This is a genomic window from Geofilum rubicundum JCM 15548 (assembly GCF_000974365.1).
In the GTDB taxonomy this organism is placed as follows: domain Bacteria; phylum Bacteroidota; class Bacteroidia; order Bacteroidales; family Marinilabiliaceae; genus Geofilum; species Geofilum rubicundum.
In genome coordinates this window covers 1-21,185 of the sequence record NZ_BAZW01000033.1, presented here as the reverse complement: position 1 = coordinate 21,185, position 21,185 = coordinate 1, and the positions used below count along the sequence as shown (strand labels likewise).

The 21,185-nt window shown below is 45.3% G+C and carries 20 protein-coding genes; 10 read left to right on the top strand and 10 right to left on the bottom strand.

What is annotated here, in order from left to right; translation table 11 throughout:
* The first annotated feature begins 18 nt into the window (after positions 1 to 18).
* Entirely contained in the window at positions 19 to 312 is a 294-nt protein-coding gene (locus tag JCM15548_RS13535) for a PG0541 family transporter-associated protein (protein ID WP_062126401.1), read from the top strand.
* A gap of 58 nt (positions 313 to 370) precedes the next feature.
* Here the strand turns inward: JCM15548_RS13535 and JCM15548_RS13530 are convergent, their stop codons facing one another.
* Together JCM15548_RS13530 and JCM15548_RS21725 are read right to left on the bottom strand one after the other, a co-directional pair.
* Positions 371 to 1,963 carry an OmpP1/FadL family transporter gene (locus JCM15548_RS13530; RefSeq protein WP_062126399.1) on the bottom strand — a complete coding sequence of 531 codons (1,593 nt, stop codon included), beginning with the start codon at positions 1,961 to 1,963 and terminating at the stop codon, positions 371 to 373.
* A 91-nt stretch (positions 1,964 to 2,054) separates the two neighbouring features.
* Positions 2,055 to 3,563, bottom strand: coding sequence for a hypothetical protein (locus JCM15548_RS21725; protein WP_157482768.1), 1,509 nt, complete (start codon positions 3,561 to 3,563; stop codon positions 2,055 to 2,057).
* Positions 3,564 to 4,023: 460 nt separating this feature from the next.
* On the opposite strand from JCM15548_RS21725, the gene JCM15548_RS24145 reads away from it, so the two are divergent.
* The 3 genes from JCM15548_RS24145 to JCM15548_RS24135 are packed head-to-tail and all read left to right on the top strand — an operon-like array spanning position 4,024 to position 5,496.
* Entirely contained in the window at positions 4,024 to 4,182 is a 159-nt protein-coding gene (locus tag JCM15548_RS24145) for a hypothetical protein (RefSeq protein WP_227625810.1), read from the top strand.
* Position 4,183: 1 nt separating this feature from the next.
* The gene (locus tag JCM15548_RS24140; protein ID WP_227625813.1) at positions 4,184 to 4,693 is read left to right on the top strand and encodes an aminoacyl--tRNA ligase-related protein; all 510 of its coding nucleotides are present in this window, start codon (positions 4,184 to 4,186) and stop codon (positions 4,691 to 4,693) included.
* Positions 4,621 to 5,496 (top strand): proline--tRNA ligase, encoded by an 876-nt coding sequence (locus tag JCM15548_RS24135; protein ID WP_227625809.1) that lies wholly within the window; start codon positions 4,621 to 4,623, stop codon positions 5,494 to 5,496. Before JCM15548_RS24140 ends, JCM15548_RS24135 begins: the two co-directional genes overlap by 73 nt.
* An 82-nt stretch (positions 5,497 to 5,578) precedes the next feature.
* Here JCM15548_RS24135 and JCM15548_RS13505 read toward each other — a convergent pair whose 3' ends face one another.
* Together JCM15548_RS13505 and JCM15548_RS13500 are read right to left on the bottom strand one after the other, a co-directional pair.
* A complete protein-coding gene (locus JCM15548_RS13505; RefSeq protein WP_062126389.1) occupies positions 5,579 to 7,819 on the bottom strand; it encodes a peptidase U32 family protein in 2,241 nt (746 codons plus the stop codon).
* Between the two features lie 77 nt (positions 7,820 to 7,896).
* Complete coding sequence (locus tag JCM15548_RS13500; protein WP_062126386.1) at positions 7,897 to 8,409, bottom strand: hypothetical protein; 513 nt, start codon at positions 8,407 to 8,409, stop codon at positions 7,897 to 7,899.
* 214 nt (positions 8,410 to 8,623) lie between these two features.
* Between JCM15548_RS13500 and JCM15548_RS13495 the strand changes: the two genes are divergently transcribed.
* From JCM15548_RS13495 to JCM15548_RS13485, 3 genes are all read left to right on the top strand, one after another.
* Positions 8,624 to 9,310: a hypothetical protein gene (locus JCM15548_RS13495; protein ID WP_062126384.1), complete on the top strand. Its 687-nt coding sequence runs from the start codon at positions 8,624 to 8,626 to the stop codon at positions 9,308 to 9,310.
* A gap of 19 nt (positions 9,311 to 9,329) precedes the next feature.
* Entirely contained in the window at positions 9,330 to 10,559 is a 1,230-nt protein-coding gene (pepT, locus tag JCM15548_RS13490; RefSeq protein ID WP_062126382.1) for a peptidase T, read from the top strand.
* A gap of 180 nt (positions 10,560 to 10,739) precedes the next feature.
* Positions 10,740 to 11,372 (top strand): peroxiredoxin, encoded by a 633-nt coding sequence (locus tag JCM15548_RS13485; protein WP_062126379.1) that lies wholly within the window; start codon positions 10,740 to 10,742, stop codon positions 11,370 to 11,372.
* Positions 11,373 to 11,437: 65 nt separating this feature from the next.
* Here JCM15548_RS13485 and JCM15548_RS25625 read toward each other — a convergent pair whose 3' ends face one another.
* Positions 11,438 to 12,040, bottom strand: coding sequence for a mechanosensitive ion channel family protein (locus JCM15548_RS25625; RefSeq protein ID WP_262487059.1), 603 nt, complete (start codon positions 12,038 to 12,040; stop codon positions 11,438 to 11,440).
* 2 nt (positions 12,041 to 12,042) lie between these two features.
* Positions 12,043 to 12,741 carry a mechanosensitive ion channel family protein gene (locus JCM15548_RS25620; protein ID WP_262487058.1) on the bottom strand — a complete coding sequence of 233 codons (699 nt, stop codon included), beginning with the start codon at positions 12,739 to 12,741 and terminating at the stop codon, positions 12,043 to 12,045.
* Positions 12,742 to 12,826: 85 nt separating this feature from the next.
* On the opposite strand from JCM15548_RS25620, the gene JCM15548_RS13475 reads away from it, so the two are divergent.
* The 3 genes from JCM15548_RS13475 to JCM15548_RS13465 all read left to right on the top strand — a co-directional run bounded on the left by JCM15548_RS13475 (position 12,827) and on the right by JCM15548_RS13465 (position 17,134).
* Positions 12,827 to 14,125 carry a M64 family metallopeptidase gene (locus JCM15548_RS13475; protein WP_062126376.1) on the top strand — a complete coding sequence of 433 codons (1,299 nt, stop codon included), beginning with the start codon at positions 12,827 to 12,829 and terminating at the stop codon, positions 14,123 to 14,125.
* A gap of 40 nt (positions 14,126 to 14,165) precedes the next feature.
* Positions 14,166 to 15,167 carry an L-glyceraldehyde 3-phosphate reductase gene (mgrA, locus tag JCM15548_RS13470; protein WP_062126373.1) on the top strand — a complete coding sequence of 334 codons (1,002 nt, stop codon included), beginning with the start codon at positions 14,166 to 14,168 and terminating at the stop codon, positions 15,165 to 15,167.
* A gap of 104 nt (positions 15,168 to 15,271) precedes the next feature.
* Positions 15,272 to 17,134 carry an ABC-F family ATP-binding cassette domain-containing protein gene (locus JCM15548_RS13465; RefSeq protein ID WP_062126370.1) on the top strand — a complete coding sequence of 621 codons (1,863 nt, stop codon included), beginning with the start codon at positions 15,272 to 15,274 and terminating at the stop codon, positions 17,132 to 17,134.
* 3 nt (positions 17,135 to 17,137) lie between these two features.
* Here the strand turns inward: JCM15548_RS13465 and JCM15548_RS13460 are convergent, their stop codons facing one another.
* From JCM15548_RS13460 to JCM15548_RS13445, 4 genes are all read right to left on the bottom strand, one after another.
* The gene (locus tag JCM15548_RS13460) at positions 17,138 to 17,887 is read right to left on the bottom strand and encodes an ABC transporter ATP-binding protein (protein ID WP_062126367.1); all 750 of its coding nucleotides are present in this window, start codon (positions 17,885 to 17,887) and stop codon (positions 17,138 to 17,140) included.
* 145 nt (positions 17,888 to 18,032) lie between these two features.
* Positions 18,033 to 19,100 carry an ABC transporter permease gene (locus tag JCM15548_RS13455; protein ID WP_227625808.1) on the bottom strand — a complete coding sequence of 356 codons (1,068 nt, stop codon included), beginning with the start codon at positions 19,098 to 19,100 and terminating at the stop codon, positions 18,033 to 18,035.
* A 10-nt stretch (positions 19,101 to 19,110) separates the two neighbouring features.
* Entirely contained in the window at positions 19,111 to 19,725 is a 615-nt protein-coding gene (locus JCM15548_RS13450; RefSeq protein ID WP_062126361.1) for an ABC-type transport auxiliary lipoprotein family protein, read from the bottom strand.
* A gap of 1 nt (position 19,726) precedes the next feature.
* Entirely contained in the window at positions 19,727 to 20,734 is a 1,008-nt protein-coding gene (locus JCM15548_RS13445; protein WP_062126358.1) for an MlaD family protein, read from the bottom strand.
* Between the last annotated feature and the right edge of the window lie 451 nt (positions 20,735 to 21,185).

Below are 21,185 nucleotides of genomic sequence, written 5' to 3'. Positions count from 1 at the left end.
TCATAAAAAAATAAAACAATGAAGTCAGTATTTATCGTTTATAACCAGGCCCTCACCGAAAAGATTGAGTTTATTTTGGATAAACTCGATATTCGGGGATTTACCCGCTGGAATCAGGTGCAGGGCAGGGGCAGTCAACAGGGCGAGCCCCACATGGGAACCCATACCTGGCCGGCGCTGAATGAAACTATTCTGGCCATTGTGCCGGATGAGGGGGTCAAGGATTTGCTGGAGCGATTGCGGCATCTGGATGAAAAAACAGAAATGCAGGGCTTACGTGCCTTTGTCTGGAACATTGAAGATTCGATTTAAAAAAAGGGGCTGCCTGGAAAATCCAGACAGCCCTTTTTTTTAAGTTTGTTTTTTCTGATTAAAACCGCCATCCTAAGGTAACGGCCACTTGGTGATTGTTTGAGACAACTTCTGCCGGTTTTTGGAATTCTACCAATTCGCCGGTTTCGTTATAAATATCTTGTTCGATGTTTGCAACAAAACCTGAATAATACAGGGATTGAATGTATTTTTCCCGGCGCAACATATAGGCCAAATCAATATACATGTTGTTCATTCTGTACCCTAAACCACCTGAAAAGGAGTAGAAGGTGTCGTTGCTATTTAAATAGTTTGAGTTGTAGGGACTCTGGTACAAGGCCGCACCACCTCTTAATGAAAGAACTTCTGTGGGTTTAACTTCTGCGCCAATTCTAAGATTATGCGTACTGGTGAAGGTTTCCTGAACCTGATTGTTAAGGTCGCTAAAAAACTCTACATCGTCCACCGAGTTGGATGAGCTGCTTTTAAAGCGCATGCTGGTATAGTCTGTGAATTCATAGTCGAGACTGATTAAGCCGGAGGCGCCAAAAATATAGGCAAAACTACCTATCAGTTTATAGGGGGTCCTCAGGTTGTAGGAGAATTCCTGAATAACACTGTAATAGGAGTTGTAATCGGCAAAGCCGGGCTCCAGGTGGGTGGCATATTCAAATTCTTCATCAATGGCATACATGGTGGGCGAGTGAAAAGCAAAACCCAGACGCAGTGCGTTGGTGGGTTTGAATATGGTACCCACTTTAAGATTGACACCAATGGCATTGGTGGACAGACTTTCATCAAAAGTGTAGTTATTTAAATAATCCCAATGGGTATTGCCTGGATTTACCTCCTCGGAATGTTGCACTTCTTTGCTGTAGTTATGTGTGGCAACGCCTAAAGTCCCGCCAATATAAAACGAGTTGCTGAAGTTGGCTCCACCAGAAATGTGGAAGTCCCCGGCATACCCTTTTTCAGTTAACAGTCTTCTTTGGTTCAGCCCACCGTTGTCTAATCCCCAGAAGGGCTCTCCTGCTTCATCCAAATCCTCAAAGGCATGATAATAGGCTGTTGGAAGGTTCTCATCCGTTTTGGCTGCTTCGTTTAGCGGGTCGAAAAGAAAGGAGTCATAAGCCACTCTTAATCTTGGTGACCAGTCCAGTTGGGAAGTGCTTAAGCCATCCGCTTGATATACAAATTCATCCAGAAGGGACGACTCAACACCATTGTGCTGGAAAAAGGTTGTTTTGTTGAAGGAATTGCTTCGGTTATAGCCGATGGCAAAATGTGTGCTTACCAGGCCGTCGGTGGTCTCCCGGACGGGCTTGTAGGTGCCCACGAATCCGACTTGCTGAAGTGGAAAGCTCATCTTTTCATCGTTGGCGGCAGTGCCATAATAATCACTATTGGTCGAGTTGATGTGTAATGAGGGCGTAAAAGAAAACTCACTACTTCGGTAAACAGCTATTCCGGCAGGATTTATTCCGATACTTGAATAATCTCCACCTAAGGCCCCCATAGCATTGCTGAGAGATAAACTTCGGGCGGTTCCGCTATTTCGGTCAAAAGAGAGACGAAGTGCATCATCTGTCGTTTGGGCGTATAGCCATCCTGATTGGACAATTATAATGAATGCTAAGGCTATTTTTCTCATGATACAGGATTTATATTGAGGATGCAATTGATTTTTACAATTGGTTCACTTCCCCACCAGACAATGGTCTGATGGGGGCAGTGAAGTATTTCTATCTTCTTCTTCCACCGCCGGAAGAACTGCTGCGGGACGAGCTGCTGCTGGATGAACTCCTTGAGCTGGAGCTTCCGGATGAGTAAGAAGAACTGCTGGAAGAACTTCTGCTTGGAGCAGAATAGCTACTGGACGAACTACTTCTGGAAGGCGCACTATAGCTTCTGCTCGGCGTTGAAGAACTTCTGGTGGAAGATCTGCTGGGTGTTGTACTACTACCTCTTTGGTAAGTAGCAGCGGGGCGTGTGGTTCTTGGTGATGAGGGTTGAGTGGTCGTACTTCTTTGCGGTACAGGTCTGCTGCGCTGCACTGCAGGTGTTGTACTTCTCGATGGTGTTGAGGACGGGGCCACCTGTCTGCTTGGCGTACCGGATGTTGTTTGCACCCTGCGGGTAGTTCCGCTGGTTGACGTTGATCTGGTACCACTCTGCACCGTTCCGGTGCTTTGGGCCGGTCTCGGACTATTGCTTACTCTGGTATAAGTCGCTCTGTTATAAACAGGCCTTGTACTACCCTCCGTTTGTGAATAGGTAGGCGTGTAGCTTCTTCGGGTTGTTTGACTTCTGCTGTTAACCGATGTGGCAGTGCCTCTGGTTGTCTGGCTTCTGCTGTTAACAGAATTCGCAGAATTTCTTGTTGCCTGAGATCTGCTGGTGCTTGTAGAAGTCGCACTTCTGGTCGTTTTTAAATCGTCAGAAGTCCTTGTGCGGGTACTTCTGGGTGCTGTACTTTGCGATCTGGGTTGGTTGGTACCTGCGTTGACACTGGAAGAAACGCCTCTTGACTGAGAATTCGCCAACCTGGAGTCCGTTCCATTGGTTCTGCCGGATGGTCGGGCATTAGAACTTAAACCGGTTCTTGGTCCCCGTTGGCGTGATGCGTTGTTATAGTAGCCGCTGCTGCCATAATAGTGGTTGTGGTTATGGTAGCTGTTGTAGCCGTAATAATACGGGTTATACCAGTTGTTGTAACCGTAATAGGCGCCATAATGATTCCAACCATATCCGTAATAGCTACCGTAGTAGCCACCATAATAGGGGTAGCCGCCATATCCCCAGCCAAAGTGGAAATTATTGTACGGCCTGTGCCAGCTGTTGTAGTAAGAATAGTTGTACCAGCGATTGGTCCAGGTTGGGAAAGCATAAGCATAGTTGCCATCCACATACACATTCCAATCGTAGTTGTTGTAGTAAACTACTTCACTGTAAAAAGGTGAATAGTAAGGTATTCTAACGGCAGGACTGTGAAAACGAATCAGCCTTTCGGCATAATCCCGATCCATGGATGAACCCTGGAAATCATCCACCCAATATCCTGTTTCTTCGTTGTAATACAACAGGGTATCCGTGTCCTGAATGTTTTCGTCGGTTAGAATCTCTGCATACTCCTCCTGGACACCGGAAAAGTCACGCATGTCCTCTTGAGCATAAGCTCTTTCACTGTTATTATAATTGCTTTGCTGGGCTGCCAAAGCTCTGCCTTGTTCTTTTTCTTGTTCCCTGGTCAATGATGGCACTGGTGAAAATGCATCATGGACGTTCTCTCGGCTTACGCCGGTACATAGTAAATGTCGTCATAATAAACGCCGGGGCCTGCGACTCTGCTTGTGCTACAGCCTCCCAGTATTACCAGTACCATTGTGGATGTTAAAATAATTGCTCTCATGGCTTATCCTCCTCGTTGGTTAGTACACTTTGTAAATAGCAAAATCTGTACCATAAAATTGTTTGAGATGTTATTTTGCTCAAAAAACATCAATAAAATACAAAAAATGTAAATCGGACCTTGGGTAGCACATTTACGGCCCAAATCTATAAGGGTTTCAGCGAAATAAAACAATGCAACAGTTATGCCATGATTTCTGTTGATTATTATTATTTTTGTGGCGCTTATAAATTCACACCAAAGTATTGAATAATACTCTAATTTAAATATTTCCGTTCGGATCAAACTATAGTTTCTAATTTATGGCAAAAGTATTAACGAGTCGCGAAGAGAGTTATGCCCAATGGTATAATGATTTGGTTATAAAGGCCGATTTAGCTGAGAACTCTGCAGTCAGAGGTTGTATGGTGATTAAGCTATGGTTATGCCATTTGGGAAAAAATGCAGCGGGCTTTGGATGATATGTTCAAGGAAACCGGACACCAAAATGCCTATTTCCCTTTGTTTATACCAAAATCATTTTTTAGCAAGGAGGCCGCTCACGTAGATGGTTTTGCAAAAGAGTGCGCGGTGGTCACCCATTACCGCCTTAAAAATGATCCGGATGGTAAAGGTGTAATTGTTGATCCCGATGCCAAACTGGAAGAAGAGCTCATTGTCCGTCCCACCTCGGAAACCATTATCTGGAGTACCTATAAAAACTGGATTCAGTCGTACCGCGACCTGCCCTTGTTAATCAACCAATGGGCGAATGTGGTCCGTTGGGAAATGCGCACGCGTTTGTTTTTACGAACGGCTGAGTTTTTGTGGCAAGAGGGGCATACGGCCCATGCCACCAAAGCCGAGGCCATTCAGGAGACGGAAACCATGTTGGGCGTTTATGCAAAATTTGCGGAAGAGTGGATGGCCATGCCTGTTGTTCAAGCTACAAATCGGCCAATGAGCGTTTTGCCGGTGCCTTGGAAACCATGACCATTGAAGCATTGATGCAGGATGGTAAGGCATTGCAATCTGGAACCTCTCACTTTTTGGGTCAGAATTTTGCCAAGGCCTTTGATGTGACTTTTGCCAATAAGGAAGGAAAGTTAGAGCATGTATGGGCTACTTCCTGGGGGGTATCCACGCGACTTATGGGTGCTTTGGTTATGGCACATTCAGACGACAACGGCTTGGTGTTGCCGCCCAAACTGGCCCCTATCCAGGTGGTGATCGTTCCCATTTACAAAAAAGCAGAAGAGCTTGAACGGATTGATGAGGTGGTCAATGGTTTGGTGGCAAAGCTTAAAGGGCTGGGCATTTCTGTTAAATACGATAACGACGATAACCGCAAACCCGGATGGAAGTTTGCCGAGTATGAATTGAAAGGCGTTCCTGTTCGTCTGGCCATTGGTCCCCGCGACCTCGAAAACGGTACGTTTGAAGTGGCCCGAAGAGATAACATGAGCAAAGAGACCATGCCTTTGGAAGGACTGGAGAACAAAATTCAAGCCTTGTTGGACGATATTCAGGCAAGCATATACAAGAAGGCGCTTGATTTTCGCACGTCAAAAACCACCAAGGTGGATGATTACGAAGAATTTAAACGTCTTTTGGATGAAAAAGGTGGCTTCTTTCTATGTCACTGGGATGGCACCTCTGAAACAGAGGAGTTGATTAAAAACGAAACCAAAGCTACCATTCGTTGTATTCCTTTGGATGCGCCTGATGAAGCGGGACAGTGCATGGTGACCGGCCAACCCTCCAATAAAAGGGTGGTGTTTGCCAGATCTTATTAAGACGAGATATTTCAATATTGAAGGGTTGTCATGAGTTGGTTTAAACCCACTCCTGACAACCCTCTTCAACACTTACCGAAGACTAGATACCTTGTTTGTATTGGGTATGGATGGTTGGCTGTACCGATTGATGGAGTTGCTCTGCTGCATCTGCATCCAAGGAAAGATGGTTTTTAAAAAGTTGAATCAATTCTTTTTTATCCAACGCCCTTTTCGTATCTGTTTTAATAGCCCGTAAATCTATCATGAAACCTGAAAAAAGATGCGGAAAATCCTTAGCAATGGCTGTGTTAAGAAAATTGGTGGCATTATAGACCGTATGATAGTTGCCTTTGGCTTTTTCAACGATAAATGGATTTTTTTTCAAAGGGGTGATGCGGGCCTGTTTCTCACAATCCTGAAGGCAGTGATCGTCTATGTGTTTTTTGGGGCATCCGGTAATTGGATGAAAGAGGCATTGTCTGCTGGTCATTAGAACAACAGGATGGTAAATGCTGTAATAGAGGTGGAAGTCGGCCGGCTTTCTGATGGCCCTGATTTGCTGTTCACTTATTTCGTTGGAAAGAAAGGCACCAAAGCAGTTGAACTTTTCTTTTAAACCAAGTAAAGCATAGGAGTTGGTCAGGTTTAAGAAGGGGCCAGCTATCCATGGGATGCCTTTTTTAAAGGCTTCAAAGGCGATTCCCGAATTATTGGTGACGATGAATTGGGGCCAAAGATGGCCGAGCCAATCAACGGCCGCTTTATAGTCCTCACCAATTAAAATGGAAGGAAACCAGGGTATTAACGGTCTGTTTTTTAAAAACAGGTCGGTAAGCCCGTCCTTCGCATTTTTGAAACCATTTGGTAGCTGAAAATAGACGCTTAAGGTTGGGTCGTTACTCAAATCTATATCCTCAATCGAATCTATTAAAACCGAAAGCGCCGGCTTCTCAATGGGGGTGCTATGCTTTTTTAGAACGGGCCAATTAACAGCAGGCACTGCTTCCCTTGAGCCATTCAATACAAAGAGAATTTTCTTTTTAATGGTGGTCAGTTCTTTAAAGGGCAGGCAGAGACCGGGTTTCAGAGTAAAAGTTGTGTGATCGATAAAGTAGGCTGTATCATTTATGGCTTTTAGTCTGCTTAAGAGCGCCTTGTCGTCCAAAGGCTCCGTCCCCTTATCGCTCATGTTGGTTTCTGAGTGCACTTCAAAGGAAGCATCCGGCATTTTCAGGCTCACTTTCAGGGGGGTACCACATTGTCCTGAAACAACAATGGATAGCGGAGTTTTTGCGATGCTCAAGCGCTCTATTTCCTTCTTTATGTCTGTTTTGAGTTGATCTTTTTCCTCATAAAAGGCCATTTGATCTTTTGTCGTTTTGGTTTTTAGGTCCGCATCAGAAGCCGCTAAGAGGTGTTGGGTTGAACGGCTCATGGGATTATCAATAAAGAGGTCTTGAGTGATTTTCCCCCTTAAAAAAGCGTTTGAAAAATGGCGGTTGAACACCTTGTGAAGATCCCTGTCATCATTGGTAGGCTCGCCATTTTTATAAAAACTGCGCAGCTGTTTTTTCCAGGTCTTAACCACCGTGTAGACGTATTCAAAGCCCTTCATTCGACCTTCGATTTTAAGAGAGTCAACCCCGGCGTCGTACAGTTCTTTTAAATCAAAAAAGGCCGAATTGTCTTTCAGATGGAGGGGGTAGTTTTTTCCTGCCGGTGTCGTTTCATATTGGTCTCTGCATGGTTGGCTGCACCTGCCCCGGTTGCCCGAGTTGCCGCCATGAACCGAACTCATGTAACAGAGGCCAGAAAAGGAGATGCAATAGGAGCCATGAACAAAAACTTCGGTCAGGATGCTGTTTTTTTGCGCCACTAACGTTAACGCTTTGATTTCCTTAATGCTTAACTCTCTTGATAAGTTGACCCTTTGGGCATTTAATTCTGATAAAAATTGAATTTGACCAGCATTATGCGTGGTTAATTGGGTGGATGCATGAACTTTGATGGTTTTGAAATACCTGGATATGAGATAGAATAATCCCAAATCCTGAACAATTAGGCCATCAATACGGGTGTTAACCAATTTGTTGAGCAACTTAAAAAGTGCCGGAATTTCAGGGTCAACAAAAACAATATTAAGGGTGAGAAATACTTCGCAATGGTGGGCATGAGCCAACCTTAAAAGGCCTTGGAGATCCTCAAAACTGATATTGGCGGCCCGGTTTCTGGCATTGAACTTATTCAAACCGCAGTAAACGGCATCAGCCCCGGCCAGAATGGCAGCCTTAATGGCATCCACATCTCCGCCAGGTGCCAGTAATTCCAATTTTCTCTTCATTAATGGGATATCAATTGATCAACGACGGTGGTCGTTCAATAGGCTGTTGAGCCGTTAATGGAGGCATTGGACTGGCGCTATTCCGGTATGTTGAATAATTGGCAAACGTCTTTGTAGGGCATGCTTTTAAGCTCTTCTATAGGAATGTTTTCCCTGGATGCCGATTTGAGCGTTTCGATGTTGCCCGGAATGGCAATGAAGCGAAAAAAATGATCTGGCAGGGGCACTGAAAGCAAATCCGTTGTGAATTCTATGGTCTGGTATTCGGAAATTAAGAAACTCCAGTTGGCATCCACCGCATAAGTCGGCAAAGGACGCATGGCATTCGAATCATAAATATCACCATTGAGCCACGCGTAGGCGAGGATTACGCCACGTTCTACAATGTCTTCGGTTAAATCAGGGGCCTCCACAATGAAATACCAATCGCCTGATTCACCTGACCATTCTGATGGGGTAAGCCATTCCGAATAATAGATGTCAGCAGATGCTCCGTCCACTCCGTCAAAACCATCACGTCCATCGAGGCCATCACGTCCGTCAATGCCTTTACACCCTGAAAAACCAGGAAAATAAGGGCCATTATCCAATAGGCACTGCTCATTTTTGCTTTCATTTTTAGCTATTTGCTACAAATTTAATTATTTCACGGAACTTGTCAATAGATCAGGAGCCATGATTTACGGATGTGTAAGATCCAAACGCTAATAAAATACTTCTCTTGCATTGAGAAAATGACCCGACTCTACTATACTTTTACCACAAATCTTGTATTTTCGTAGCTGTACTTAAACTACCCGACCAATGAAAAAGTCACTTCAGGATAAAATTTCAGAACAGTTACTGACCCGGGCTGCCTTAAAACAAGGCGTTTTTGATACTACGCTGAGTGCTTTTGATCAGCTGAAGGAAGTGCTGAAGGTTTTGCCTGAGGTATTTAACCCGCAATTAACGGATAAAGATGCCCGGCTGCAGCTCCAATATGAAGAGGTTGGAAATTTTGTGGCCAAGTTGAAAGTGGCCGGCGATGTGCTGGTCTTTTTTATGCATACCAACGCTTTTATGTTCGATCGCGAACATAAAATTTGGGAACAACCCTACGCGAAAGAGAACATGGCCAGATGCTATACAGGGGTTATTAATATCTATAACTTTTTGTACGACTCTTTTCGGTATGGCCGCCCCGACGATTTAGGATACATGGTGGCACGGGTCTTTGTCAATCGGGAAAATGCTTTTTTTGTGGAGGGGAAAAGGCAGCGGGCGATGGGCGTCAGTGGTTTTGGAACCAATAAACTGGACATTGATAACTGGCAAAAAATTGTGGAGACCGCCATGCTTTATTCTTTGGAATTTGATTTGTTGGTGCCACCCTACGAAAACATGAGCATGCTTACCATGGCCCAGCTCAATGAAGAGATTATGCAGTCGCGCATGCGCACCGGTAAGCGATTGGGTTTTGTGTTTAATTCGGATGATGTGAAGCAATAAAAATCTAAAATTCAACCATATGACTTTAGTAGAACGTTTTTTGGAATATGTATCATTTGATACACAGTCAGATATGAATACGGGATTGACACCCAGTACCCCCGGCCAAATGTTTTTTGCCCGGTTTCTGTTGGATGAATTAAAGCGCATTGGCCTCTCGGAAGTCCAGGTGGATGACAACGGTTACCTGACAGCTACCTTGCCGGCGAACATCGAGGGCGATTATCCGGTGGTTGGCTTTATTGCCCATTTGGATACCAGTCCCGATTTTTCCGGTAAGCATGTAAAGCCAAACATTGTGAAAAACTATGATGGTGGTGATATTGCCCTGGATGCTGAAGAGGGGATTTTTTTAAAGCCTTCTGAGTTCCCTGAATTGAAGAATTATGTGGGCCAGGACTTAATCACCACAGACGGGCACACGCTGTTGGGTGCTGATGACAAAGCAGGAGTGGCAGAGATTGTCACGGCTATGGAATATTTATTGGCCCATCCCGAGATCAAACATGGGAAAATCCGCATTGGTTTCACACCAGATGAAGAAATTGGTCAGGGTGCCGATCATTTTGACGTGCCTGCCTTTGGTGCTTCCTTTGCTTACACTTTGGATGGTGGTGAAATTGGCGAACTGGAGTATGAAAATTTCAATGCCGCCATGGCTAAGATAGTGGTACACGGACGTAATGTGCACCCCGGTTATGCCCGTCATAAAATGCGCAATTCTATGCGCATTGCCAATCAGCTGGTGGCCATGTTACCGCGACATGAAACCCCCGAACACACGGATGGGTACGAAGGCTTTTACCATTTGATGTCCTTCAACGGCGACGTGGAAAAAACAGAGATGGTTTTTATTATCAGAGACTTTGACCAATCCCGCTTTGAAAATCGTAAGCGCGAAATGCAGCATCTGGTAAATAAGATCAATGCGGAATTTGGCGAGGGGACGGTTGAGTTGGATATGGTCGACCAGTATTACAATATGCGGGAAAAGATAGAGCCGGTCATGTACATTGTGGAACTGGCCCGTGAAGCCATGGAAAGAGCCGGCGTGAAGCCTAATGTATTGCCCATCAGGGGAGGCACCGACGGTGCCCGGCTTTCCTATATGGAATTGCCGACACCCAATATATTTGCAGGTGGTCACAATTTTCACGGGCGTTTTGAATTTGTTCCGGTTCAAAGTATGCAAAAAGCGGTTGAGGTCATTCTGCAAATTGCCCAAATGGTGCCTGAATACAGGAAATAGACCGTTAGGAAAGTTATAAATATGGTTTATATCTCATTGTTTTTATTCAGGTAAAAATATACCTGATAGCTTTGTGGGGCGACAGGTTTTCTTTAAATTTGCAAGTGTAATGTTTTATATAGCATTGGTTTGTAAGGAATATTAAAGATAATCTAATAAATTAACCTAAAAATTGTAAGTATGTCAGTATTAGTAGGAAAGAAAGCCCCTTCGTTTTCAACCAAAGCCGTGGTCAATGGTCATGAGATTGTTGAAAACTTCTCTTTAGAGCAGTATGTCGGTAAAAAATATGTGGTGTTTTTCTTTTATCCGAAGGATTTTACCTTTGTTTGTCCCACCGAAATAATTGCCTTTCAGGAAAAAATAGCTGAATTTGAAAGTCGCAATGTGGCGGTTGTTGGTGTCTCCACCGATTCAGAATTTTCTCATTGGAAGTGGTTGCAAACCGACAAAAAAGAGGGCGGTATTAAAGGTGTTAAATTTCCTTTGGTGGCCGATGGCAGTATGACCATCTCTGATAGCTATGATGTTTTGGCCGGGGAGTATGATTTTAACGAAGAAGGTATGCTTGAGTTCAAAGGTGAACCTGCTGCCTATAGAGGCCTTTTTCTGATTGATAAGGAAGGTGTGGTTCGTCACCAGGTGGTGAATGATATGCCGCTGGGACGTAGCGTGGACGAAACACTTCGTATGGTGGACGCCCTTCAGTTTTTCGAAGAAAACGGCGAAGTTTGTCCCGCCAACTGGCATAAAGGTTCCACTGGTTTGAAAGCAACCCAGGAAGGTATTTCTGAATACCTCGGAAAAAATTAACAGCAACGGATTTTATTTAAGACAAAAACAAAAAGCTGCCTTTGGGCAGCTTTTTTTTGTCGCAGTTATTTGTTTTGCAGCAGGTCGCCCAGACCGCTGATGGCCGTTTGCAGGTCATCCCCGGAAGGTTCCTGAAAAACACGAAGGCCGAATTCCGGAATGATGGCCAGTATGTGATCAAAAATATCGGCCTGTATCTCTTCATAAACCGCCCAGGCTTTTTCCTTACTGAAAACATACACCTGAATGGGAATACCTTTTTCAGAGGGTTGCAAGTGACGGATCAGGAAAGTCATGTCGGTATTCAGCCGGGGATGACGGATGCAGTAATTCTCCAGGTATTTTCTAAAGACACCCAGATTGGTCATTCTGCGGCCATTGACCGTAACAGATTCATCCACACCCAACTCCTTGTTGTAATTCTCTATTTCCGTTTGTCGCTGTTCAATGTAATCTTTGAGGTGGTGAATTTTCTTGTATTTGGCCAGCATCTCAGGCGTGCAGAATTTAACGCTGCGCATATCCACATTAATGGAGCGCATGATGCGCCGTCCTCCGGATTCTTCCATGCCGCGCCAGTTCATGAAGGGACTGGCCACCAGGGCGTAAGTCGGGATGGTGGTGATGGTGCGGTCCCAATTCTGGACTTTTACTGTGTTGAGCGTCACTTCTAAAACCGTTCCATCTGCGTTATGGGTAGCATGGATATCCAGTCGCCGACCCGCATCATTTTGTTGGCCGATAGCTGAATGCCGGCCACAAATCCAAGGATGGTATCCTTAAAAATCAACAACAATATTGCTGCCATGGCACCCAGCCCTGCAAATATTTTGGCAACATCCACTCCGGTTAAATAGGTAATTATTAAAAGAGCGCCGACTATAATGGTAATGAGATTGAGCAATTGTATATAGCTTCTGATGGGGCGTTCTATGGCATAGGGCTTGGTGTTGTAGATGTCCTCCAGTACCGATAAGGCTGCCTGAAGGGTCCAAAACACAATCCCAATCATATAAATGATGGCCAGTGTGTGTGTGATTTTTAGGATACTGGGGTAAATGCCAAAGAAACTTTCATCCAGGGCATATATAACAATGGCAGGCGCAATGTGTGATATGCGGTGAAAAACCCTTCTGTGGACCAGGTAGTCGTCATATCTGGATTTGGTTTTTCGAACCAGCTTAATGGTGTAAAAAAGTAAAATTTTCTTGGCTACGTAGTAAACCAAAAAACTTAGTATAAATAGAATGAGGGCACGCAACCCTAAATCAATCAGGGCAAAAGTCCATTCGGGCAGAATGGTTGTTTCCAGCAGGTCTGTCAACCATTTTCTAAGGTCGTCTGATTTTTTAATGAGGTTATCGAACATAGTGGTGGTATTATTTGAAATTATCCGCATCAAAACTAATAAACAATTGTTATCTTGCAAAGTCAGGTAGAACAAGAACTCAGCTATGAGATGGAATTTTAGACTAATATCAGGGGTCGTTGTGGTATTATGTTATTTTGCTTCATTTGCGCAGGCACAGAATGAGCTTTTTGACTGGGATCGAACGCTTCGTGTTGATTTCGTATTGGTGGGTAATCTTCACTATCAAAATGCTTATGTCTCAAAAATTACCACTTTCGATGGCGTTTTTGCCGGTTCCAATCAAATGATTTCTCCCTTTGATTATGGTGAATACCGCTATTTTCTTATAGCCCCCGAAAAGGGTGATACGCTTTTTAAGCGGGGTTTTTCGACTTTGTTTGAAGAGTGGCGAACCATTGATGAGGCCAGGGACAAAGAACGTGCTTTTCAGCAAAGCATAGAAATGCCTATGCCTTTGATACCGGTTAAATTGGTCGTAGAAAGTCGCCTCCGCAACGGGAAATTTGTCGGCCTGTTTCAGGACGAGGTGGTGCCGGACGAGCTCTCTGTTGTCCGGTTCCAGCCATTCGACTTTCCAATAAAAATGATTCATGGCAGCAACGACTCTCAGCAAAATTTTGATGTTCTCTTTTTGGCTGAGGGATATCAGGCCAATGAGGCAGATCTTTTCTTTGATCAGGTGGAGGATTTAAGCGGCCAGTTATTGGCCACTGAGCCTTATCAATCACTAAAAGACCGCATGGCCATCCGGGCGATAGCCGCCCCTTCTGTTCAATCAGGTCCCGATGATCCACGGTCCGATGAGTGGCGAAACACCATCATGGAGAGCACCTTCAATACTTTTGGGGTGGATCGTTATCTGGAAACGGAAGCCACCTGGAAAGTTTATGATTTGGCTGCCCAGGCGCCGCACGATCACATCATCGTGCTGGTGAACAGTGACAAATACGGGGGTGGAGGTATCTATAATCATTTTTCAGTGGTGACGGCCGGTCATCGTAACTCGGGAACCGTTCTTATTCATGAATTGGGTCATGGGTTCGGAGGTTTGGGCGACGAGTACTTTGGGGCAGATGTGTCTTACAATGATTTTATTAATCCGGAGATTGAGCCCTGGCAGCCCAATCTTACTACTTTGGTCGATTTTGACCGTAAGTGGAAACACCTCGTAGCTAAGGATGTGCCGGTACCAACTCCCATCCGTCCCATGTATAAAAACACCACTGGTGTTTTTGAGGGAGGGGGTTATGTGCGCAAAGGCGTTTACCGCCCCGCCATCAATTGCCGCATGCGCACCAATGAGGCGGCAGGGTTTTGTGAGGTGTGTACGGAGGTGCTTACCAGAAAAATATTATTTCATGCCCCCGGCCGGGGCGATTAGATTGGAATCCAACTAAATAGTAATTTCAAAATAAATACGGATGCATTACTTAGCGAATGATACAAGGTACGACTCCATGACGTATCGGCGGTGTGGACAAAGTGGACTGCAATTACCGGCCATTTCTCTTGGACTATGGCATAATTTCGGGTCTGTGGATCCCCTGTCCACTCAGAAGGAAATACTCAGGTATGCTTTTGACAATGGGATAACACATTTTGATCTGGCCAATAACTATGGTCCTGCGCCCGGCTCTGCGGAGGAGAATTTTGGAAGGGTATTGGCCAGTGATTTTAAGCCCTACCGGGACGAGATGATCATTTCGACCAAAGCGGGCTACCACATGTGGCCCGGACCATACGGTGAGTGGGGTTCTAAAAAATACATGATAGCCAGCCTGAACCAGAGTCTTAAGCGCATGGGGGTCGATTACGTAGATATTTTTTACAGTCACCGTCCGGATCCGGATACGCCGCTTGAAGAAACCATGGCCGCGCTGGATCAGGTGGTCCGGCAGGGCAAAGCACTTTATGTGGGCATCTCTAACTATTCGGCCGAGCAAACCCAGCGTGCCGAGGCCATATTGAATGATCTGGGCACCCCCTGTCTGATACATCAACCCCGTTACAGTCTTTTAGATCGCTGGTCGGAGAAGGGCCTGCTGGATGTGCTGGGCAAGCGTGGGATTGGCTGCATAGCCTTTTCGCCTCTGGCACAGGGGCTGCTTACCAGCCGTTATTTAAAGGATATCCCGGCGGATTCACGCATTGCCAAGTCGCATGGCTTTTTAAAAAAGGAAACGCTGACAGAGGAGCGTTTGCAAGCTTTGAGGAGTCTCAATGATATTGCCGCCAACCGCGGACAAACACTGGCTCAAATGTCGATTGCCTGGTTGCTGAAAGATGCACGGGTGACCTCTGTCCTGATAGGTGCCAGTTCCGTTCAGCAATTAAAAGATAATCTTTATGCCACCAAAAACACCCTCTTTAATCAGGGAGAGCTCGATGTTATTGACCGCACTGCAGGGCCTGTTATGATGTAGGGCCACTGTATGTTCCGTGTGTATAAAATATTCTTTTCAGGTCGCATGGCGAGTAATTGCCTGCGACCTGTTATCTTTGTGGCCTATTAGATGAGACAACTTGTATGGCAAATATATTATCTGTTGAAAATTTAACGCACCACTATGGCGATGTTCGCTTATTTGACCATCTGAATTTCGGATTGGAGGAAGGGGACAAGGCGGCCTTGATTGCGCGCAACGGTACCGGAAAAACCACTTTGTTAAATATTCTGGCAGGATTGTTCCAGGCAGATGGTGGAAATGTGACCATCCGAAACGGCATTAAAGTGGGCTATTTGACCCAGGAACCGTCCTATCCGGATGGACTGACGGTGAAAGAGGCTGTTTTTAGTGGTGAGAACGAACTGGTTGATTTGGTACGTAAGTACGAGTCGGCCCTCGAAGCCAACGATCAACCGGAAATAAGCCAATTGATTGAGAAAATGGATGCCCTCAATGCCTGGGATTATGAAACCCGGGTCAAGCAAATCCTTAACCAGTTAAATATTACCCAGCTCAGTCAGCCTGTAGAGCAATTGTCGGGTGGGCAACTAAAAAGAGTGGCACTGGCCGCTGTGCTGGTTGAGGAGCCTGACTTTCTCATTCTGGATGAGCCCACCAACCACCTGGACTTGGATATGGTGGACTGGCTGGAAGAGTTTCTGAGCCGAAACCGGGCCACTTTGCTGATGGTGACTCATGATCGATTCTTTCTGGACCGGGTGTGTAATACCATTTTTGAAATGGACAATGAATCCCTTTACCGCTATCACGGCAACTATACCTATTTTTTGGAGAAGCGCGACGAACGCATAGAGCAACGCAACCAGGAAATTGAAAGAGCCCGTAATCTGCTGCGCAAAGAGCAGGATTGGATGAACCGCATGCCGCAAGCCCGTGCCACCAAAGCCAAGTACCGGATAGATGCCTTTTATGATTTGAAAGATGTCGCCGGTCAAAAGACCGAAGAAGCCAGCATGTCATTGGATATCCAGTCGGCCCGACTGGGAAGCAAGGTGTTGCATCTGGATGCTGTTAGCAAGTCCTTTGATGGTAATTTATTAGTGGATGCCTTTTCGCACAAGTTTGTAAAGGGGGAACGCATTGGTATTTTGGGGAAGAATGGTACCGGAAAAAGTACCTTACTCAATATGCTGACCGGAACCCTCCAGCCTGATTCAGGTGAAATAGACCTCGGTGAAACCGTGGTCTTCGGCTATTACCGTCAGGAAGGCATTCAGTTGGATGAAAATAAGAAGGTCATCGAGGTGATTTCTGAAATAGCGGAGGTTATTTATACCGGCAATGGGGGCAGTATGAATGCTGCACAGTTTTTGCGCTACTTCTTGTTCACCAATGAAATGCATTATGTTTTGGTGAGTAAACTCAGTGGCGGGGAGAAGAAGCGGCTCTATCTGATGACCGTTTTAATGAAGAATCCCAACTTTTTGATTCTGGATGAGCCGACCAATGATTTGGATATCTTTACGCTGGGTGTTTTGGAAGAATACCTCGCGCTGTTTGGTGGTTGTGTTTTGGTGGTGTCTCACGACAGGTATTTCCTAGACAGGGTAGTGGATCAATTGTTCGTCTTTGAAGGGGGCGGTCAGATCAAAGCTTTTCCGGGCAATTATACCCAATACCAGGAATACCTTAAGAAGCAGGAGAAGCCGGCACCTGTCAAAGAGAAAAAGGCAATGGTTGAGAAGCCTAAGAAAGCATCGGACAAGCCCCGTCGCCTCACCTTTAAAGAGAAGCAGGAATTTGAAATGCTGGAGAAGCGCATTGCCGAATTGGAGGACGAAAAGGTGGAATTGGAAAACAGTCTTAACTCAGGGAGCCTGGCACCGGATGCGCTTGTAGCCGCCTCTAATCGATTGGGTGAATTATTGAAGGATTTGGATCAGTCTGAAAACAGATGGATCGAATTGAGTGAATGGGCGTAGTACTTATTTTCCGGTGCCTTTGCCAAAGAACTCCTGAACCGATTCGATGTCCGATTCAAGGGCCTCTTTTTTGGCACCCTCAAAAATGATTTGGCCTTTTTCCAGAAAAATGATTTTGTCGGCCACCCTCAGGATGCTCGAAACTTCGTGGGTTACCATCACAATGGTCATTCCCAGCTGCTCCCTTAAATCAAGGATCAACTGATCGAGAGAAGCCAGAGATACCGGGTCCAGACCAGCTCCGGGTTCGTCGCAAAACAACAAGGGTGGATCCATAATAATGGCCCGCGCCAAAGCAGCCCTTTTAAGCATGCCACCACTGAGTTGAGCCGGGTAAAGGTGGGCAGCCTCCTTCAGGTTGACCAGTCCCAGCTTCATTAAGACCATCTGCCGGATGATGTTATCGGGCAAAGTGGTATGCTGTTCCAAAGGCAGCGCCACATTTTCAATGACTGTCAGCGAATTAATTAGCGCCCCATTTTGGTAGAATACGCCCATGTTGAGGTAGAATTCCGTTTGTTCTTCTTCGCTCAATCCGGCCACATCTTTATTGAATACAAAAGTGGTGTTTTCCGGTGAAGGATAGAGGTTGAGAAGGTGCTTCAAAATGGTGGTTTTTCCAGATCCGCTACCTCCCAGAATGACCGTTATTTGTTCCGGTTGGACGGTGAAAGACACATCGGTCAGCACCTCGCGCTCATCAAAAGCGACTGATAAGTTTTGTACTTCTATGATGTTGCTTGTCTTGTCCATGCTGCTTATTTTTTGTTAGGTCGATAGGTCGATAGGTTGATAGGTCAATAGGTTGATGGGGTTGATGGGGTCGATAGGGTTATTTGGTTGATGGGTTTTTAATAAAAAATTAAGCCCAGCACCATATCGGCCACAATCACCATGGCTATGGCGGCCACGACTGATTTGGTGGTGGCTTTACCAACCCTTCTGCGCCATTCTCTACATTGGATCCAAAAAAGGTGCCGGTGAGTACGACTATGGCACCAAAAACCAGACTTTTGATGATGCCGGTGAGAATATCCTTCTGATAGAGCGCGTCCGGCATTCGGTTGAAAAAGACTTCCGGGGTAATATCCAGATATAAATAGGCCGCCAGCATACCGCCCATGATGCCGAAAACATTGGCCAGAACGGTTAAAAAGGGCATGGTTAATAAACTACCATATATTTTGGGAACCACCACAAAGCGAATCGGATTCAATCCCATGGTCTGCAAGGCGTCTGTTTCGGAGGTCACCTTCATGGTGGCTATTTCAGCTGCAATGGCTGACCCGCTGCGACCTGCGACCAGAATGGCTGTTATCAATGGTCCCATTTCACCCATCATGGAGATGACGATCAGATCCACAATAAAAATGTTGGCGCCAAAGTTTTGTAATTGCGCAGCTGATTGCAGTGCCAGAACCAATCCGATGATGAAGGACAGGGCTACCACAATGGGTACAGCGTTTACGCCAATAGTGATGGCCTGATTCACAAAGGCTCCCTTTCGTCGCTGTCGGCGGTTAAACAAATCGACCATCGACCAGTAAAAAACATCGGCCATTAACAGGATAAAGTCCCTAATATAGGTTTTGAAGAATTCAATCGTATTTTCACCAATGGTATATAAAAAGCCACCATCTGCTTTGGGCTTTTCATTGATCTCGTCGGGTAAGGTAAATAATTCCAACTTTTCTTTAACGGATGCATTGGCGCCTTTTGTTATGACCTCTATATTCTTTTGACTGAGTTGCCGTGTCAGATGGTGAATGGCTGTGGTTCCTGCACTGTCGATATGCTCGAGGCCACTCAGATCAATGGTTATTTCCCGGGCGGAAATGTTGGGCACTATCTGACTATAGGCCTTAACAAAATGGCCTGTGTTGGCCATTTTTAAAGTATCCTTTATGTAAAATGTGTTATTTGAGAAGCTAAACTGCTCCGATTCAACAGGGTTGCTCAATGTCACTATGGTTGGTTTACTCTGGTTTATAATCAGACATTTCTTCCTCTATCAAAGTAGTGAGTTTGACCAGTTCCTCAGATAGGAGGTTACTGATGGTTTGCGCCATCAGGTTTAAATCCTTTTCGTCGAGTCTGCGCTCCTGGTTCGCTTTATGTTTGAGAATAACTCTGTCGGTTTCCGTTTCCACCAAGGAAAATTCAATGTTCAGATGCGCATAAAAAGCTTTTTCTTTTTGAAGTACCTCTATGTGGTGCAGTTTCGTGTTGAGGGTAAAAGTCGGCGGGGTATTCCAAAACCGATTGGCCACACGTTTAAAGGTTTGACGGTCTGAAAAATGATTCAGTATAAGGGGTAATAGCGCCTCCTCTGGTCGAACGGCCCATTCATGCTGGCCAAAATATTGAATTTGATGGGATTCATCTCTCAGGGCAATTTGTGTGGTGGCAAAAGCAGGAGCGATTTTAACATCGGCAACTTCGCACAGCACATCTATGACGGGAGTAGCGGCGGAAGGCCCGGCCTCACTGGTGGGTTCAATGAGATAGTATTTTTTGAGTACCGTTTTATTAGAACCACACCCCGATGCAGTAAGGAGAAGGAGGGCCATTATCAGTAACTTATTGCTCATGCTAATTGTTTTTTAATTGGTTGTCAGGAAGGTTTTTAGTCCTGGATCCACGAATCAGGACCGATGGATTGTCATTGATTTTGCGGGATGCTTCATTTAGATTGCGCAGGGTTGAATTGATCAATTGCTGACTTTCAAGCAAATCCCGGCTTCCTTTGTTAATGTCATCATCTACTTTTATCAGTAGTTGTTGGGTTTGTGAGGCAGCCATGGCCAACTCATCGATCAGCTGTTTGATGTTGGATTCCTTTATGGTTTCGGTAACATCCCAAACATTGGCCACAATTTGATTGATGGTATCGTTGTCAACAATGGTGTTGATCCGGTGGATGGTTTGTTGGAGTGCTTCCGAAGAGACCAAAAGACTTTGAGCCACCTCACTGGCCGATCGAATGGTTGTGTTGACGTCTTCTCTGTTTTCATTGAGCATGGAATCAATCCGGATGACTGCCTGATCGGTATTCTGAGCCAGGGTATGGTATTGGTCTACCAGAGCCATGATTTTGGCCTCATTATCCTTGTGCGTTAATCGCAAAAGGTTGTTGATGACCTGCTCTGCCTTTTCTGCAATGACCTCTGCTTTACCGGTAATGTCATCCGTAATGGAACTTCCTGCCGGAATAAATTCGCCCGGTGGTAACATGGGGGCTTCATTGGTGCCATCTCTTATTTCTATGGCTTTTAAGCCTGTTATTCCCAGGGTGGTGATTTCTGCTTTTGAATCTTCTTTAATGGGCGTGCCTTGCTTGAGCGTGAGGGTGACAATGATGCTGGTGACATCTTCGGGGTTGATTTCAATATCGGCAATGGTACCCACTTTAATACCAAGGTATTTGACAGAGCTCCCTACCTCCATTCCGCTAACAGAAACGTCTTTAAACGACACATAATAGGTGTCTGATTTCTGGAATATTTCTCTGGCTGTAAAAAAAGCAATGAGAAAAATCAGAATGGCCGCACTGAATACAATGAATATTCCCAATCTTATCTTTTGTGCCTTAATGGTCATAATCGTTTCTTATTGTTTTGTAAATCTCTGATTTTAAACAACTTCTGCTTGTTGATTGCTTAAATATAACTTACTGAATATCATGAATTTTCTTTTGCCTCTCCACCAAATAACCTAACAACCCCATCAACCCTCTCAACCCTTCCAACCCATCTCCATCCTTCCTACCCCTCTCAACCTAATTACCTATTGATCCCGCTTCGCGGGACCTCAAGCCGCAGGCGCAGTTCCGAATTTTCGGAAGCCCTACGCTGCGCCTCCCAACCTAATGATCCCGCTTCGCGGGACTTCGCTACGCTGCGCCTATTGACCTATTGACCTATTACCGTCATCTACGCCCATATAAAGTGAATAGGAAAGATAATAAATAAATACCAAATTTAAAAAGCGCCCCACCCAATTCCCCCCATCTCCCCTTCACTCAAACCACCCCAATTACCCACCCACTCCA